Origin of the sequence: Lysinibacillus antri (assembly GCF_003977595.1) — a bacterium.
Lineage (GTDB): Bacteria > Bacillota > Bacilli > Bacillales_A > Planococcaceae > Ureibacillus > Ureibacillus antri.
On sequence record NZ_RYYR01000004.1, the window covers coordinates 14214 to 32011 of the forward strand.

General features: G+C 36.9%; 19 protein-coding genes. 18 read left to right on the top strand and 1 reads right to left on the bottom strand.

The annotated features are described in order from the left end of the window. The first annotated feature begins 163 nt into the window (after positions 1–163). The 15 genes from aroC to EK386_RS03945 all read left to right on the top strand — a co-directional run bounded on the left by aroC (position 164) and on the right by EK386_RS03945 (position 15139). The gene (gene aroC, locus EK386_RS03875) at positions 164–1345 is read left to right on the top strand and encodes a chorismate synthase (protein ID WP_126657716.1); all 1182 of its coding nucleotides are present in this window, start codon (positions 164–166) and stop codon (positions 1343–1345) included. A gap of 2 nt (positions 1346–1347) precedes the next feature. After that, on the top strand, positions 1348–2439 hold the full coding sequence (gene aroB / locus EK386_RS03880) for a 3-dehydroquinate synthase (protein ID WP_126657717.1): 1092 nt from the start codon (positions 1348–1350) through the stop codon (positions 2437–2439). After that, complete coding sequence (gene aroH, locus EK386_RS03885) at positions 2436–2798, top strand: chorismate mutase (protein ID WP_126657718.1); 363 nt, start codon at positions 2436–2438, stop codon at positions 2796–2798. The genes aroB and aroH overlap by 4 nt, the downstream gene beginning before the upstream one ends. Before the next feature lie 26 nt (positions 2799–2824). Further along, positions 2825–3922 carry a histidinol-phosphate transaminase gene (gene hisC / locus EK386_RS03890; RefSeq protein WP_126657719.1) on the top strand — a complete coding sequence of 366 codons (1098 nt, stop codon included), beginning with the start codon at positions 2825–2827 and terminating at the stop codon, positions 3920–3922. Beyond that, positions 3923–5020, top strand: a complete 1098-nt coding sequence (locus tag EK386_RS03895; RefSeq protein ID WP_126657720.1) for a prephenate dehydrogenase — start codon at positions 3923–3925, stop codon at positions 5018–5020. Between the two features lie 40 nt (positions 5021–5060). Then, positions 5061–6356, top strand: coding sequence for a 3-phosphoshikimate 1-carboxyvinyltransferase (aroA, locus tag EK386_RS03900; protein WP_126657721.1), 1296 nt, complete (start codon positions 5061–5063; stop codon positions 6354–6356). Positions 6357–6474: 118 nt separating this feature from the next. Then, the gene (locus tag EK386_RS03905; protein WP_126657875.1) at positions 6475–7710 is read left to right on the top strand and encodes a tetratricopeptide repeat protein; all 1236 of its coding nucleotides are present in this window, start codon (positions 6475–6477) and stop codon (positions 7708–7710) included. A gap of 16 nt (positions 7711–7726) precedes the next feature. Next, positions 7727–8284 carry a ReoY family proteolytic degradation factor gene (locus EK386_RS03910; protein ID WP_126657722.1) on the top strand — a complete coding sequence of 186 codons (558 nt, stop codon included), beginning with the start codon at positions 7727–7729 and terminating at the stop codon, positions 8282–8284. Positions 8285–8604: 320 nt separating this feature from the next. Further along, positions 8605–9051 (top strand): YpiF family protein, encoded by a 447-nt coding sequence (locus tag EK386_RS03915; RefSeq protein WP_126657723.1) that lies wholly within the window; start codon positions 8605–8607, stop codon positions 9049–9051. Between the two features lie 156 nt (positions 9052–9207). Next, positions 9208–9711 (top strand): QcrA and Rieske domain-containing protein, encoded by a 504-nt coding sequence (locus tag EK386_RS03920; protein WP_126657724.1) that lies wholly within the window; start codon positions 9208–9210, stop codon positions 9709–9711. A 22-nt stretch (positions 9712–9733) separates the two neighbouring features. Further along, positions 9734–10408: a menaquinol-cytochrome c reductase cytochrome b subunit gene (qcrB, locus tag EK386_RS03925; RefSeq protein WP_126657725.1), complete on the top strand. Its 675-nt coding sequence runs from the start codon at positions 9734–9736 to the stop codon at positions 10406–10408. A 43-nt stretch (positions 10409–10451) separates the two neighbouring features. After that, a complete protein-coding gene (locus tag EK386_RS03930) occupies positions 10452–11243 on the top strand; it encodes a menaquinol-cytochrome c reductase cytochrome b/c subunit (protein ID WP_126657726.1) in 792 nt (263 codons plus the stop codon). Positions 11244–11405: 162 nt separating this feature from the next. Beyond that, a complete protein-coding gene (gene lhaT / locus EK386_RS03935) occupies positions 11406–12005 on the top strand; it encodes a lipoprotein heptaprenylglyceryl N-acetyltransferase LhaT (RefSeq protein ID WP_126657727.1) in 600 nt (199 codons plus the stop codon). A 64-nt stretch (positions 12006–12069) separates the two neighbouring features. Then, entirely contained in the window at positions 12070–12744 is a 675-nt protein-coding gene (locus EK386_RS03940; protein ID WP_126657876.1) for a zinc metallopeptidase, read from the top strand. A gap of 190 nt (positions 12745–12934) precedes the next feature. Further along, the gene (locus EK386_RS03945) at positions 12935–15139 is read left to right on the top strand and encodes an outer membrane protein assembly factor BamB family protein (RefSeq protein WP_246027571.1); all 2205 of its coding nucleotides are present in this window, start codon (positions 12935–12937) and stop codon (positions 15137–15139) included. A 73-nt stretch (positions 15140–15212) separates the two neighbouring features. On the opposite strand, the gene EK386_RS03950 is transcribed toward EK386_RS03945, so the two are convergent. Next, on the bottom strand, positions 15213–16064 hold the full coding sequence (locus tag EK386_RS03950; protein ID WP_179965999.1) for a YitT family protein: 852 nt from the start codon (positions 16062–16064) through the stop codon (positions 15213–15215). A gap of 132 nt (positions 16065–16196) precedes the next feature. Here EK386_RS03950 and EK386_RS03955 point away from each other — a divergent pair, with 132 nt between their 5' ends. The 3 genes from EK386_RS03955 to mgsA are packed head-to-tail and all read left to right on the top strand — an operon-like array spanning position 16197 to position 17753. Next, on the top strand, positions 16197–16535 hold the full coding sequence (locus tag EK386_RS03955) for a nucleotide pyrophosphohydrolase (protein ID WP_126657729.1): 339 nt from the start codon (positions 16197–16199) through the stop codon (positions 16533–16535). After that, a complete protein-coding gene (gene dapB, locus EK386_RS03960) occupies positions 16532–17329 on the top strand; it encodes a 4-hydroxy-tetrahydrodipicolinate reductase (RefSeq protein ID WP_126657730.1) in 798 nt (265 codons plus the stop codon). The genes EK386_RS03955 and dapB overlap by 4 nt, the downstream gene beginning before the upstream one ends. A gap of 16 nt (positions 17330–17345) precedes the next feature. After that, on the top strand, positions 17346–17753 hold the full coding sequence (gene mgsA / locus EK386_RS03965; protein ID WP_126657731.1) for a methylglyoxal synthase: 408 nt from the start codon (positions 17346–17348) through the stop codon (positions 17751–17753). Positions 17754–17798: the final 45 nt, after the last annotated feature.

The following is a 17798-nucleotide window of genomic DNA, read 5'->3' on the forward strand; positions in this document are numbered from 1 at the left end:
AAATTACTGCAAATGTCAGCTCTTCGTGTACGCCGATTTCTTTTATGTTCAGAATATTCGTTATTATATTAAAATACATACCAAAATAGACTGTTTTTTAGGTTATAATATATGTTATATTAAAAAATACATACTTTAGCGAGTTGAAGGGAGAAAGTGTTTTATGCGTTACCTTACAGCAGGAGAGTCTCATGGACCACAATTAACTACGATTATCGAGGGGTTACCATCCCTTTTACCAATAAGTGCAGAAAAAATAAATTATGATTTAAAACGTCGTCAAGGTGGACATGGTCGAGGCAGACGTATGCAAATTGAAACGGATACTGTTGAAATTGTAGGCGGTGTTCGTCACGGGAAAACATTAGGGTCTCCTGTTGCATTAATTGTTACGAATGACGATTGGAAGCATTGGACAAAAATTATGGGTGCAGAGCCACTTCCAGAAGATATTGATCCAGATGAGATTAAGCGTCAAATTTCACGTCCACGTCCAGGGCATGCGGATTTAGTTGGAGGCATGAAATATGGGCACCGAGATTTACGAAATGTTTTAGAGCGTTCAAGTGCGCGTGAAACGACTGTTCGTGTAGCAGTAGGTTCAGTTGCCAAAGCGTTACTAAACGAATTAGGTATTTCCGTTGTTGCTCATGTAACAGAGATTGCCGGTATCAAAGCGGATACTTCGAAAGTGGAAGGGAAATCAGCTGATGAAATCCGTGCGATTGTTGAAGAAGATCCATGTTACTGTGTAGACGCAGAAGCTTCAGCAAAAATGGTCGAAATGATTGATGATACTAAAAAAGCTGGAGATTCAATTGGTGGAGTTGTTGAGGTAATCGTAGAAGGTCTACCAGCAGGAATCGGTTCATATGTACATTATGACCGCAAATTAGACGGACGACTTGCGCAAGCTATGTTATCAATTAATGCATTTAAAGGTGTAGAATTTGGTATTGGCTTTGAAATGGCGCGTCGAAAAGGGTCTGAGGTACATGATGAAATTTTATGGGACGAAGAAAATGGTTACACGCGTGCGACAAACCGTTTAGGTGGTTTAGAAGGCGGTATGTCTACGGGAATGCCAATTGTTGTCCGAGGTGTTATGAAACCAATCCCTACTTTATACAAACCTTTACAAAGTGTCGATATCGAAACGAAGGAACCATTCAAAGCAAGTGTAGAGCGTTCAGATAGTTGTGCTGTCCCTGCTGCTTCCATCGTTGCTGAAAGTGTTATAGCATGGGAGATTGCAAGAAGCATTATCGAACAATATCATAGTGACCAGTTGCCACAATTAAAAGCACAAATCGATGCAATGCGTGAGTATGCAAAGGGGTACTAATCATGAGAATTCCGGTAAATACAGCATCTCATCAATATGAGGTTGTTATTGGTAGCGCGGTTTTAAAAATGGCTGTCCAATCCTTTGATGAAAAATTACAAAAGGCCGATCAATTAATTGTTTTTACAGATGAAAATGTTTGGGAAGCACAGCAGCATTATTTTGAAAGCCAATTTCCTTATGCGTATGAAGTCTTTGTAATGCCTGCTGGTGAGGAGTGTAAGAGCTTTGGGAATTTTCAAAATGCTCATACATTTCTAATAGATAAAAAGTGTACCAGAAGATCCTTTGTATTTGCCTTTGGTGGCGGGGCAGTTGGAGATTTAACTGGATTCGTTGCAGCAACATTTATGCGTGGCATTCCGTTTATTCAAATTCCGACTACGATTTTAGCTCATGATTCGGCGGTTGGTGGTAAAACAGCCATTAACCACCCACATGGGAAAAATTTAATCGGGGCATTTTATCAACCAGAAGCAGTCATTTATGATACAAATCTTCTACAATCATTAAGTGAACGTGAAATTCGTTCAGGTATGGCGGAAGTAATTAAACACGCGCTTATCTCGAATGAAAACTGGTTAAGTGAATTAATGGACATTCCTTCTATAACGAATATTGCAGAAGATAAGCTAGCACTCCATTTAAAATCAGGTATAGAAGTAAAGGCTAAAATTGTTGCTGAAGATGAAACAGAACAATCCGTACGTAAATACTTAAATTTTGGCCACACGTATGGACATGCAATTGAGGCTGCTGCAGGGTATGGCGGGCTAGCTCATGGTGAAGCAGTCATGATTGGGATCGTTTATGCATTACTATTAAGTGAACGATATGGTCAACTTGATCGAGAGTTTACGAAACAGTTTTTACAATATGCCTATGACAATGACTACCCATTAGATGAAACATTTAACTATTCATTTGAAACATTAGAGCACTATTTAGTGAAAGACAAAAAGGTTGAATATGGGCAACTGCAATTTGTTTTATTAAATAAAATTGGTGAACCATTTGTACAACCAATTGAACTAGCAGAATGTAAAGAAGTAGATCATGAGTATCGTTCTTTACTTACGGAGGTATATAAATGATTCGCGGTGTAAGAGGAGCAACAACAATCGAGAAGGATGAACCAGAAATTATCTTTAGTGAAATTACAAAGCTTGTACAAGAAATCGTGACAGCCAATAATATTCAACCAGAAGATATTAGCTCGGTCGTAATTTCCACAACAACGGATATTAAATCGGCTTTCCCAGCAAAAGCAGTTCGATCTTTAGAAGGTTGGCAGTACGTACCGACAATGTGCACCCACGAAATCGATGTGCCAGGTGCCTTGCCAATGTGTATGCGTGTACTAATGCATGTAAATACAGAAGTTCACCAAAAAGATATACAACATATTTACTTAAACAATGCGGTTAGTTTACGTCCTGATTTAGTTAAGTAAAGTCAGAATTGAAGGAGATGTTCATTATGAAATGGAAACAACAAATTTATGGAATGAAGGCATATCAACCAGGAAAACCAATTGAAGAAGTAAAAAAAGAATTCGGTTTAGATGAAGTGGTAAAACTTGCATCAAATGAAAATCCATATGGTTTTTCGCCTAAAGTAAAAGAATTTTTACAAAAGGATGCAACAAACCACGCAATCTATCCTGATGGTTATGCGCAAAGTCTACGTACAGCAGTTGCCAATCATCTTGGTGTGAAAGAGACACAACTTTTATTTGGGAATGGCTCTGATGACTTGATTGCAATCGTTACGCGTGCGCTTTTATATCCAGGAGTAAATACAGTAATGGCAGATCCATCATTCTCTCAATACAGTCACAATGCAGACATTGAAGGCGCGGAAGTTAAAAAAGTACCATTAAAAGATGGCACACATGATTTAGAAGCGATGCTTGCTGCAATTGATGAAAATACTTCAATTGTTTGGGTTTGTAATCCGAACAATCCATCCGCAACGATTGTTAGTGATGATGAGATTCAAAACTTCTTAAAACAAGTACCTTCTGACGTTTTAGTTGTTCTTGATGAAGCGTATTTTGAATATATCAATGCACCAGAATATAAAGATACACTGCATTATGTCAATGAATATCCTAACGTTATTATTATGCGTACATTTTCTAAAGCGTACGGCTTAGCGTCATTCCGAGTTGGTTATGCAATTGCTCAAGAAGATGTGATTGCAAAATTAGATCCAGTACGTGCACCGTTCAACAATACAGTGTTAAGTTCCAAAGTAGCAATTGTTGCCCTTACTGACCAAGAGTTTATTAAAGAGTGCTGTGAGAAAAACGAACTTGGGAAAAATCAATTTGTTGAATTCTGTAATAAACATGGATTAAAATACTATCCATCTCAAACGAACTTTATTTTATTTGAAGTAAAAGCCGATAGTGATGTAGTGTTCCAAGAAATGATGAAACGTGGCTTTATTATTAGAAGTGGGAATGCTTTAGGTACTCCTGGTTTCATCCGTGTAACAATCGGAACAGAAGAGCAAAATGAGAAGTTTTTATCGTTACTTGAAGAAGTGTTAAAGGAACAAGGAGTTATTTAAATGACACGCAATGTCTTTGTCATAGGTTTAGGGTTAATCGGAGGGTCTATTGCACTTTCGTGTAAAAAGGCCCCCCATACGCGAGTAATTGGCTATGATGCCTCAGAAAAAACGCGAGAGCTTGCGTCAACATTAAAAATTGTTGATGACGTTGTAGAAGATGTGATTGAAGCGGCTAAAATAGCAGATATAATCATTTTTGGAACACCTGTTAATGCCACTCTAGATTGGCTAGATCAACTAAAACAATGGCCACTAAAAGAGAATGTCATTGTAACAGATACAGGAAGTACAAAAGGGTTGATTATGGCTAAAGGGGCAGAACTTCGGGAATGTGGCATTACATTTATTGGAGGTCACCCTATGGCTGGTTCGCATAAAAGTGGGGTAATGGCCGCAAAACCACATTTATTTGAAAACGCCTATTACATGTTAACGCCATTAAAAGGTGAAGATGAAGCAAATGTGACGGAGCTTGAACAATTATTAAAATTTACACTCGCTAAAATCGTGAAAGTAGATGCCCAAGAGCATGATCACATGACAGCGGTTGTAAGTCATTTCCCACATATTGTGGCAGCTTCCTTAGTTCATCAATTGGATGCTGAACAAAAATATTATCCAATGACCACATTATTAGCAGCAGGAGGTTTTCGTGATATTACACGGATTGCCTCATCAAATCCTTTAATGTGGAAAGATATTGTATTGCAAAATCGACAGGAACTAATTGGGCAATTAGATTCCTGGCTTGAAGAAATGAATCGTGTAAAAGAGATTATTTTAAGCAATGAGCAAAAATCAATTGAAGACTATTTTGCAATAGCAAAAAAAGTACGAGATGATTTGCCGATTACAACGGGTGCCTTTTATACAACGTTCGATTTGTATGTGGATATCCCAGACTATCCAGGGGTTATTTCTCAACTTACGGGTTATTTAGCAGATGAACGAATTAGCATTACAAATATCCGCGTTGTTGAAGCACGTGAAGACATTTTTGGTATCTTAGTAATTAGCTTCCAATCAGCTGAGGACCGAGAAAAAGCTGAAAAATGTATTAGTAGAAGAACAAATTTTGAAATGTATGTATCATAACTATAGATCAAGCCAATTGCTGTTTGAAAGGAGCGCTTAAATGTCTTCCACAAAAGTTTTAAATTATCGTAATCCAAGTTTAAATGGAACAATTACAGTCCCAGGAGATAAATCAATTTCCCATCGTTCAGTCATGTTCGGAGCTATCGCGAATGGGAAAACGACCGTAAGTGGCTTTCTTCTTGGAGAAGATTGTTTAAGTACAATTGATTGTTTTCGAAAATTAGGCGTTGAAATCAATGTCGAGGGAACAAATGTCACAATTACAAGTGAAGGGATGGACCAGTGGCAAGAACCAAAAGAGGTTTTATACACAGGGAACTCTGGCACAACAACGCGATTAATGCTTGGAATTTTATCTGGTACAAAACTACATACAGTTATGACAGGGGACGCTTCGATTGGTAAACGTCCAATGCGTCGTGTAGCCGACCCGCTTCGTTTAATGGGTGCTAGCATTGCAGGTAGAGAAAATGGCCAATTTACACCTCTTGCCATCCAAGGTACACAACTTCAGGCGATTGATTACACAATGCCTGTCGCTAGTGCACAAGTGAAATCGGCTATCCTACTAGCTGGTTTACGCGCAGAAGGTACTACTATCGTGCGAGAAAAAGAAGTTTCACGTGACCATACAGAGCGAATGTTAAAACAATTTGGTGCAGACATTCATGTTGAAAATGGCGTTGTCTCTTTTAAAGGTGGCCAACAACTGGAGGCAACACATGTTAATGTACCAGGGGATATTTCATCAGCTGCTTTCTTTTTAGTAGCTGGAGCAATCGTTCCGAATAGTAAAATTGTTATGAACAATGTTGGGGTAAATCCAACTCGCTCCGGAATAGTCGATGTTTTAGAAAAAATGGGTGCGAATATGGTCGTAACAGTGGATGATGAAAGTGCAGCAGAGCCAACTGCTACCATTACGATTCAAACTTCCGAATTACAAGGAACTACAATCGAGGGGGATATTATTCCTCGACTGATTGATGAGATTCCGATTCTAGCTCTACTAGCGACACAAGCAACTGGTACGACAATTATTCGGGATGCTGAAGAATTAAAAGTGAAAGAAACCGATCGTATTACAGCGGTTGTGACAGAGTTGAAAAAACTAGGTGCAAATATTGAAGCAACAGATGACGGTATGATTATTCATGGTCCGACAAAACTTCAAGGGGCTAGTTTACAATCTTATGGCGACCACCGTATCGGTATGATGGGGGCAATTGCGGCATTAATTGCTGATTCACCGATTGAAATTGATGATACAGATTGTATTGCGGTTTCATATCCTACATTTTTTGAACATGTCAATAGTTTATTGGAAAATTAATTTTGAGGTCCTTTCATTTGGAAGGACCTTTTTTCTTGTTTTTTACTACTAGACTCCTGTAGCATAGAAATGACTATATGAAAAAAGGTGAGCAAATTTGACAACTACTACGACGGAGATGTTACAAGCTATCCAAAATGGCGACTTACAAAAAATAAATAGTTTATTCGAGTACTTCTTAATGAACGAAGAGCCAGAAGCTCAATACGAAATTGCAGATTTATTTATGCAATATGGTTATTTAAATGAAGCAAACCGAGTATATGAACATTTGCAATTTATCTTTCCAAATGAGGCGCAATTATCAATTGACCGTGCCTCTGTTTTGATAGAATTAGGTGAAGAAGATGAAGCCTTACAATTATTAATGGGTATTGATAATGAGGCACCCGAATACCCGCAAAGCTTACTATTACTTGCAGACTACTATCAAATGCAAGGGTTATACGAAGTAGCAGAGCAGCGAATTAATGAAGCGCTTGAAATTATGCCTCATGAACCATTACTCAAGTTTGCTAAGGCGGAATTATTATTTGAAACGGGACGATTTTCTGAGGCAGTTCGTTTGTATGAAGAATTACATGAAAAGGAAAAAAATGTTGCAGGAGTACTTTTATCGACACGTCTAGCTGAAGTTTATCGAGCTGGTGGTGGATATGAGACTGCTCTTGATTATTATATGGAAGCATTAGAGGAGATTGTAACGCCAGATTTATTATTTGGTTCTGGATACGCGGCATTTCAATGTGAAAAATTTGAATTGGCTATTAAACAATTAGAAGATTTAAAAGAATTAGATCCTGATTACTTTAGTGCTTATTTATTATTAGCAGAAAGCTTTGCCATGTTAGAAGACAACAAAAATGCATATAAAGTTATTTTAGAAGGTATTAAACGAGATGAGTATGAAAAATCGTTTTATTTATTTGCGGGAAAAATTGCATTGAAAAATCATTTGACAGATGAGGCAATCGACCACTTACAACAAGCCATCGCGTTAGATCCAGAGTATATGGAAGCAATCCTTGTATTAATGTCGATATATGCAGGGGAAGAACGTTATTCTGATATTATTGCGCTTTATGAAGATCTTAAAAACGAAGAATTTGATTGGAGTGCCCTATATCCAATCGTTGCGGATGCATATTCCGAAGAAGAACAAGTAAATCGCGCATACGAAATTTACAAGCTAGCATATAATGAATTTAAAGAGGATGCGTCGTTTTTAAGCAAATATTGTTATTTCTTGATAGAAGATGGACAACGGCATGAAGCACGTAAAATCGCTCTGCAATTAAATGCACTACAGCCGTATGAACAACAATGGTTAGATTTGCTTGACACTCTTGAATAAAAGGAGGGATAGCTAAATGACTTCTTCCATTCCGATTATTGACAAAAAAACTTTTGTTCGTTGGTTTTTAAAAAATTTTCAACTGAAAAGAAGAGAATGCGTTTGGATTTTAAATTATTTGTTAAGTAATGATAGTTTACTTGAAAACGTTCATTTTGTTGAAGAAGCACACTACTGTCCGCGAGCAATTGTCATGTCTTCTGTAGATTCCAATGGTGTTCCGTTTAGATTTTATAAAGGAAACATTATGACAAGTGATGCAGAAAAATCTTTTCATGATCTAAGGCTAAATCCAAATGAAAGTATGTATATCCAATTAAATTTTCCGAATATACCTCCGAGTCAGCAATACTTAGCGGTATTAGAGGAAAATCCATACATGCCAAAATATCTTCATATTAGTGAAAAGGACCGACTAATTGCTGAAGAAATGTTAAATAATAGTATGTTAGCATTTCAGGAAGGAAAATTATTAAAAGAAATCGATGAAGCGCTTGATAAAGGAGATAAAGATAAATTTTATCAGCTATCCAACTTACTACAAGCATTAAAACAAACTTCGAAAAATAGTTAATAATTCGGACTCAAAAGCCAAAAAGTAGTATCAGACTCGTTACTGATACTACTTTTCCTTTTTTAAGAATAAGAAAGTATAAAATTTCGGACTTAGAACAGTGTCTGGCGCAAGCCACCCTAGAGCCTTTTGCTTTTCTTAATTAAAAAGTTTGTATTTTTTAGGAATTGTAACAAAAACTTAAATTTATATGATATTCTAATGTCGGAATACAAGTAAATTTTGTAAAATACATATGGATTAAAGAATTCAAAGAAGTTTGTTTATTCTTTATTGTTTTTTGGGAATAGTAGATATTGATGTAAACGGAGGATGGGCAAATGTATTTTAATGTAAAAGATGTACAACAATTTGAAGCACAGAAAGAATTTATTGATACTGCCATTGTACCATTATTATCTTTGAAGTTTGATGAGGGTATAAAACAGAGTAGTTCTGCAGCAGAATATTTAATGTCCCTAACGGCGTTCATTGAACAACAGTTCAAAGGAAGACTTATGTTACTTCCACCATTTTCTTACACAGAGCAAACAAAAAGTGGATTATTTGTTCCTCTATTAAAGGAGGAGTTGCATAATGTAGGGTTTAAGCATGTCCTATTTTTAACTTGTGACCATTCATGGACAAGCTTAATGGACCAAATTGATGTCATCTGGTTACCTTCTATACCATTAGAATCTATGGATAAAGAAGTAAAGAAAACGGTGTTAGAAGATCAATTAAAACAGGTCATTCCAATTCTATCTTCCAAATGGACACAGAGTTAGTAAATTGTTTCATTAAATGTTCACAAACTTGTTTAATCTAAGTCAATGCAATATTGACCAACCTATTTTATTGATATATCATAGATATGTCCTAGTAATTACTATTTGTAAAAGTATGTCCATTGGACTGACCTTTTAGTTAGAGGGGGGAAAAGTATGAGTAACAATCGAGTTTCAAGACGTCAATTTCTTAACTACACATTAACTGGTGTTGGTGGATTTATGGCTGCGGGTATGCTAATGCCTATGGTTCGTTTCGCAATTGATCCAGCTTTACAAACAAAAGCGGAAGGTAATTTTGTACAAACTAGCCAAAAAATTGCGGATCTTACAGAAGAGCCTGTAAAAGTTGATTTTACATTTGAACAGGTAGATGCTTGGTACAAATCAGATGTAACGGAGGCTGCTTGGGTGTACAAAGATGGAGATACAGTCATAGCACTTTCTCCAGTATGTAAACATTTAGGTTGTACTATTAACTGGGCTGGTGATTCTGCTCACCCAGACCAATTCTTCTGTGCATGTCATGCTGGACGTTATGAGAAGAATGGTAAAAATGTAGCGGGAACACCACCACTTGGACCATTAGATGAGTATGAAGTAGCAGAAAAAGATGGCTATTTAATGCTTGGGAAAAAAGTCGCGAATACTTTAGTTTAATTTAGTTAGGGGGTAGGCAATTGTGCTAAACAAAATTTATGATTGGGTCGACGAACGATTAGATATCACACCAATTTGGCGTGATATTGCCGACCACGAAGTGCCAGAGCACGTTAACCCTGCACATCATTTTTCAGCATTCGTTTACTGTTTCGGCGGTTTAACATTCTTTATTACTGTTATTCAAATTTTATCTGGTATGTTTTTAACAATGTACTATGTGCCAGACGTAGAGAATGCTTGGAAATCAGTTTATTATTTACAAAACGAAGTAGCTTTCGGTGAAATCGTACGTGGTATGCACCACTGGGGAGCTTCATTGGTTATCGTAATGATGTTCTTACATACGCTTCGTGTATTCTTCACAGGTTCATATAAAAAACCTCGTGAGCTAAACTGGATTGTTGGTGTAGGTATTTTTGCAGTAATGCTTGGGTTAGGATTTACTGGTTATTTACTACCTTGGGACATGAAAGCGTTATTTGCTACAAAAGTAGGTATCCAAATTGCGGCTTCTGTACCATTTATTGGTGAACTTATTAAAATCTTACTTGCAGGGGATGCAACAATTATTGGTGCACAAACGTTAACACGTTTCTTCGCAATTCATGTATTCTTCTTACCTGCAGTATTATTTGCATTACTTGCGGCTCACTTTATTATGATTCGCCGTCAAGGTATTTCTGGACCACTATAATATAGACAATTTGTTTTTATGAGTTTTAAAAGGAGGGGACACTATGCATCGCGGAAAAGGGATGAAATTCGTAGGTGATTCGCGCGTTAAAATGAACGATCGTATGCCGAACATACCTAAAGATTATTCCGAGTATCCAGGTAAAACGGAAGCTTTCTGGCCTGACTTCTTATTAAAAGAATGGATGGTTGGTGCAGTTTTCTTAATTGGATATTTATTATTAACTGTCGCTCATCCTTCACCACTTGAAGGCCCGGCAGATCCAACAAATGCTTCATATATTCCATTACCAGACTGGTACTTCTTACAGATGTACCAATTATTAAAATATGCTTACGCATCTGGTCCGTATAACGTGATTGGTGCAATGGTAATTCCTGGTTTAGCATTTGGTTCATTAGCATTAATGCCGTTCTTAGATAGATCGCCAGAGCGCCGTCCATCTAAACGTCCATTACCAACTGTATTTATGTTATTAACATTATGTGCAATCGTATACTTAACTTGGGAATCAGTTCACAACACGAACTGGGAAAAAGTACATGCTCAAGGTGAAATTAAAGAACCTACTCCAGAAATCGAATTCGACGAAAATGCAGAAGGTTTCTTAATTCTCTCAGGTGACCAAGGTAAATCATGTATCGCTTGTCACGGAGCTGACTTAGCTGGTGGCGGTGCAGCACCTGCTTTATTAGGTAACGAATTAACAGCAGAAGAGGTTGCAGAAGTAATGAAAAATGGTCGTGGTGCAATGCCTGGTGGCCAATTTGCTGGTACTGATGAAGAACTTCAAGTAGTAGCTGAATTCATTGCTAGTTTAAAAGCTGAAGAATAAAATGATGTTTTAAAAAGAGAGTCGGGAAACTGACTCTCTTCTCTTTTATATTTTAAATTTTTAAATAGGCATAATAAAATTTTTCTTTTCTTATTACATATGAAATCAACACGAGAAATAGTACATACTAAATATATAATTTTTATTTAAAGGGGTAAAACTATGAAATCATTCTTCGCTCCTGCATGGTATGCATTAACACACCGATCGTTTTTAACGTTAATATTGATTATTAACTTTTTCGGTACTCTATACGGTTATTACTGGTATAAGGGGCAACTATCGGTAACTGAACCCCATTTTTTAATATTCGTTCCCGATAGTCCTACTGCAAGTCTTTTCTTTTGTATTGCGATTGTAGGATGGTTATTTGGAAAGAATTTTAAATTAATTGAAGCGTTGGCGGTAATAACATTAGTAAAATATGGTTTATGGGCAGTTGTCATGAATCTATTAACATTGGCTGAAACTGGAAGTATTGGTTTGACAGGTTGGATGTTGGTTGCTTCCCACTTTTTAATGGCGGTTGAAGCAATCCTTTATATGGGAAAATATCGTTTTTCGCACATTCATATCATTATTGCAGCCATTTGGACTTTGCATAATGATGTTATTGATTATGTTTACGGTCAAATGCCGACTTATCGTGTATTAGATTTGTATGCTAGCCATATTGGATACTTTACATTTTGGTTATCAATTTCTTGTATTTTTATTGCTTATTTGATTTATAATAAGCGTGAATATTTGCACAAACTGTAACGATTCATTAATATTAGTATTATATTTAATAAAAAAGAGAGGAAGAGAATAATTGAGTTTAGGGATGTATATTATCTACTTTCTAATCATTTTAATATTACCGATATATGCTCAAATAAAAGTAAAAAAGACGTATAGTAAGTTTGCACAAGTTCCAGCAACTAAGGGAATGTCAGGAGCACAAGTAGCTCGAATGATTTTAGACAACCATGGACTATTTGATGTAAGGGTAGTGCCTACACAAGGTGTTTTATCTGACCATTACAATCCTGCTACAAAAACGGTAGCATTATCTGAGGATAATTATTATAACTCTTCAATCGCTGGTACAGCAGTAGCTGCCCATGAGGTAGGTCATGCGATTCAGCATAAAGAAGCGTATTCATTTTTAACATTACGTTCTAAATTAGTGCCAGTTGCAAATATCTCTTCTAACGCTTCTTGGATTTTTGTAATGATTGGTATTTTTTCTTCAATTTCAGGCTTTTTATTATTAGGGATTGCGTTATTAGCAGCAGGTGTGGTGTTCCAAATTGTGACATTACCAGTTGAGTTTGATGCATCGAAACGGGCAATGAATGAAGTTGTCCAGTTAGGCATTATTTCTAATAATGAAGAGAGAAGTGCGAAAAAGGTATTAAGTGCAGCGGCAATGACATATGTTGCAGCAGCAGCAGTCGCAGTATTGGAGTTAGTACGTTTAATTTTAATTTATACTGGTATGAGATCTGACGATTAATTTTCATTAAAAAACCCGGCCATCATTGGTTGGGTTTTTTGTTTTTTTAATAAGGTGTTGAGCCATTTAGTAAAATTATATTTTAAAATGAATAATATATTTCCTCCTTTAGTAATAAAATGTACGACCAACATTTGGTTATGTAAGTGCTATTTTGCACATTACATATTAAACAATAAGGGGGGATTAAATGAAGATCAATGCATCAAAAATGCTATTATTCGGTTTAATCGGTATCCTTGTCATCATCTTTTTTGCATTTTATGCTGGAGCAGTTACTAAAAAAATTATGTACGAACCGGAAGAAAAAACTACTAGATTTAGTATTGGGTCAACAAATGAAGAGGAAAGTACGAAAGAAGGTAAAAGTTCTAGTCAACCAGAAATTGCAGTGGATTATGCTAAAGAAGAATGGGGTTATCATGGGGGAGACTACTATAATCGTCGTTTTTCTCAATTAGAAGATATTAACCTGGACACAATAAAAGATTTAAAACCGGAATGGGTAACGAGTTTAGGTGCAAGTTTAGATATGAAATTTTCCGGTGAAGCGACACCGATTGTTGAAGATGGTGTCATGTATATCGCAACTGCTGAAAATGATGTTTTAGCAATGGATGCAAAAACAGGAGAAAAAATATGGGAGTATAGACCACATATAGAGGAAAAGCTTGATACAGTTTGTTGTGGTTGGACTACTAGAGGCGTAACTGTTGGTGAAGGTTTAGTTTTTGCGGGACTATTAGATGCTAGATTAGTGGCATTAGATCAAAAAACTGGAGAAGTAGTATGGGAAACAGAAGTTGCAGATTGGGAAGAAGGCTATACAGTTACAAGTGCTCCATTATATTACAACGGGAAAGTTTATACTGGGGTATCTGGTGGTGAGTATGGAATTCGGGGTCGTATTATGGCCTATGATGCGGAATATGGTCATGAAGTGTGGAGATGGTATACAATTCCTACACCGTATGAGAAACATGGCGATACGTGGCCAAATGATGAAAATAAAAACTGGTTACATGGTGGAGCACCAGTTTGGAATACGCCTGCAGTAGACCCAGAACTAGGGAATATTTACTTTGTAACAGGAAATACTGCACCAGATTTAGATGGTAGTAAGCGTGAAGGTGATAACTTATACGCGAACTCCATTGTTGCGCTCAATGCTGAAACGGGTGAATATGTATGGCATTTCCAACAAGTTCATCATGATATTTGGGATTTAGATCCAACGAACCCTGTCATTCTGTTTGATGTTGAAATTAATGGTGAAATGAGAAAAGCACTTGGTGAAGCAGGTAAAACAGGATGGATTTACTTCTTAGATCGGGAAACTGGGGAGCCTTTAATTGGAATTGAAGAAAAGCCTGTGCCTCAACTAGCTGAACAAAAAACATCGCCAACGCAGCCATTCCCAGTCGGTGATTCCTTTGTTCCGCAACAAGTAACAGAGGAAGATATAGAACGAGATTTAAGTGATGATTTTGAAGGAAAGATCGGTTCTATTTTTACTCCATTCTGGGATGAACCAATAACGCTTAAACCTTCAGCCTTTGGTGGGGCGAACTGGCCGCCTTCAGCTTACTCACCAGAAACAGAATACTTTTATGTTATTGGAACAGATGCATACATTGCGTTAACACGTCATGATGAGGATGCATATGAAGAAGGTGGTATGTGGATTGGTAGTATTTTTGTCCCTGTAACGGATGCACCTGTACGTGGAACAATCACGGCCATGGATGTAAAAACAAATAAAATTGCATGGCAAGTTGTATGGGATACCAATGCATACTCAGGTGTACTTGCCACAGCTGGTGATTTAATCTTCGTCGGACATAATGATGGTCGCCTAGTTGCATTCAATGCTAAAACCGGAGCAGAAGTATGGAGCTACAAAATGGATGCTGGTGCAAATGCGCCATCTATCACGTATGAAATTGATGGCGAACAATATCTTTCAATCTTTGCTGCTGGGAACTCTTTAGCGGGATCTGTTCATGGAGATAAAGTGTATACGTTTAAATTAGACGGCTCGTGGGATGGAACAGTGATTGATGCTTCAGAAGGTACTAAAGGAGAATCGGTAGGTAAAAATGAAGAAGCAGTAAAAGAAGATACAACTGGTGCAACAGCAGAGGCAGACCCTTATGCAGCAGGTGCTTCAGTTTATGAGGGGAATTGTTTATCTTGCCATGGTAATCTGGGCGTAAATGGACATAACGGACCAAATTTACAATTAAGTGAATTCGCAGAGGATTACGATAATGTAGTAGATCGAATTAAAAATGGCGGTACCACAATGCCTGCATTTGCTGATAATTTAAGTGAAGAAGAAATTGAAGCAGTTGCAAAGTATGTAAATGAATTGCTAACAAAATTAGATGAGTAAATAATAAGAGACAAACAACACGAAAATTTGCCTCTTATTAAATTAGGCTTGGCATGTAACGCTAAGCCTTTTCTTATTCATCAATCCTAAATCCTTCACCTGTAACATCTTTTACATCGGTTATCGATACGAATGCGCTCGGATCATTGGCGCGAATAATCGATTTTAAACGAACGAGTTCATTCCTTCCGACGATACAATACAATACATCCTTTGATTGTTTTGTATAATGTCCATAGCCATGGAAAATGGTAATACCTCGTCCCATTTTTTCTGAAATGTCTTTGGCAATTGTTTCTGGGGTATTTGAAATGATGAGGGCGGCTTTTGCAGAATAAGCGCCTTCTTGTACCATATCAATGACACGCGCACCAAGATATACTGCCACTAGCGTATACATCATAGAACGTGCATCTAAGAAGGTAGCCCATGATGCAAGTAGCACAATGAAATCAAATAAAAACATCGTACGGCCCATACTCCAACCTAAATACTTATTTGCGACACGAGCAATGATATCGACTCCGCCAGTAGTGCCACCCATTCTGAAAATAATGCCAAGACCTACCCCGACAAATACACCTGCAAAGAGAGCGGCTAAAAATAGATCATCTTGTAAATTTAAGTTAATTTCATATCGTTGAAAGATTCTTAAAAATATAGAAACCCCTACTGTTCCGATAATTGTGTAGATAAATTCTTTCCGACCAAATTGTCTCCATCCTATAATAAACATGGGAATATTTAAGATTAAATTCATGATTGCAGGATCTAAATGGAGCGTGAAATAGAGAATTAATGTAATCCCACTAAATCCACCCTCACCTAATTCATTTTGCATATTAAAATGAACAAAACCAAAACTATAGATGGCAGCACCAAATAGTATTCCAAGAATATTACGTAATTTCAAATCTTTCAAAATAAACCCTCCAATTAATTACAAAAGATATTTCCATTTCTATTTCTGTGATGTACGATTTATTATGTTGTTCATTTCTTCTTTTGACAACTATAGGTTAAATTATATACGATAATAACGGAGCGTGAGATAATAATGTCTAATGAATACACTTTACAACATCTACAAGAAAAAGTAGATCAATACATAGGTCAATATAAGGAAGGGTATTTTCCGACATTTGAACTTTTGGCTAGAATGTCAGAAGAACTTGGCGAATTATCTCGAGAAGTACAACACGTCTATGGTCAAAAGAAGAAAAAACAATCTGAGTCGGACAATAGTATCGAAGAAGAACTAGGTGATTTATTCTTTGTGTTAGTATGTTTTGCAAATGCGCAAGGTATCCGATTAGATGAAGCATTATTAAAAGTAGTAAAGAAGTTTGAAACGAGAGATAAAGATCGTTGGACACGAAAGGACGAACAAATATGACAATACGCGTAGCAATTGCAGGAGCTCGAGGGAAAATGGGCTCAGAAGCTGTAAAAACAGTAGTAAATCGTGAGGGCATGGAACTTGTTGCAGCATTAGATTATAAACATGTTGGAGAAAGTTTATCACAACTTGAAATGTTTCCTCCAAACTTAGATGTTCCTATTTATACAAACTTATCATTATTAATATCCGAAACGTCCCCTGATGTATTAATTGATTTAACAAATCCTCATTCCGTTTATGAGCATACAAAAGAAGCGATGTTACATAATGTTCGTACTGTCATTGGTACTACTGGTTTTACTGATGAACAATTAGAGGAACTAAGAAATTTAGCTAGAGATAAACATTGTGGCTGTATCATTGCACCGAACTTTGCAATTGGGGCAATTTTAATGATGAAATTTGCAAAAGAAGCAGCGAAGTATTTACCAAATGTTGAAATTATTGAACTTCATCATGACCGTAAACTGGATGCGCCATCAGGTACTGGTAAGAAAACAGCACAAATGATTGCTGAAGTACGTGAAAGTCAGCAACAAGGGCATCCAAACGAGATTGAAACAATTGCAGGTGCAAGAGGTGCAGATTTTGAAGGAATGCGAATTCATTCAGTTCGTTTACCTGGATTAGTTGCTCATCAAGAAGTAATATTTGGTGGGGAAGGACAAATGTTAACGATTCGTCATGATTCTTTCAATCGGGAGTCTTTCATGAGTGGTGTTATGTTCTGTGTAGAAACTGTAATGACTTTAGAAGAATTAGTATACGGATTAGAAAATATCCTATAAGAATGGAATGGTTGAAATGAAAATAGCACTAATTGCTCATGACCGTAAGAAGGATAGTCTAGTTGAGTTTGCCATCGCCTATAAAGATATACTACAACAGCATGACTTGTTTGCTACAGGCACGACAGGTCAACGCATTCAAGATGAAGTGGGTCTAACAGTTACAAGATTTCGATCTGGCCCATTAGGTGGAGATCAACAAATTGGTTCTATGATTGCGAACAATGATATGGATATGGTCTTTTTTTTCCGAGATCCATTAACTGCGCAGCCGCATGAGCCAGATGTAACAGCACTTGTCCGTTTATGTGATGTCTATCATATACCGTTAGCAACAAATATGGGAACAGCTGAAATTTTATTAAAAGGTTTACAGGAAGGTTTTGTGGACTGGAGACTAATTCAAGAAAGAAGAAATAGTTAAAGCTGAATAGATTGACCTTCTGATGAATGCGCGATTTTATTTTGG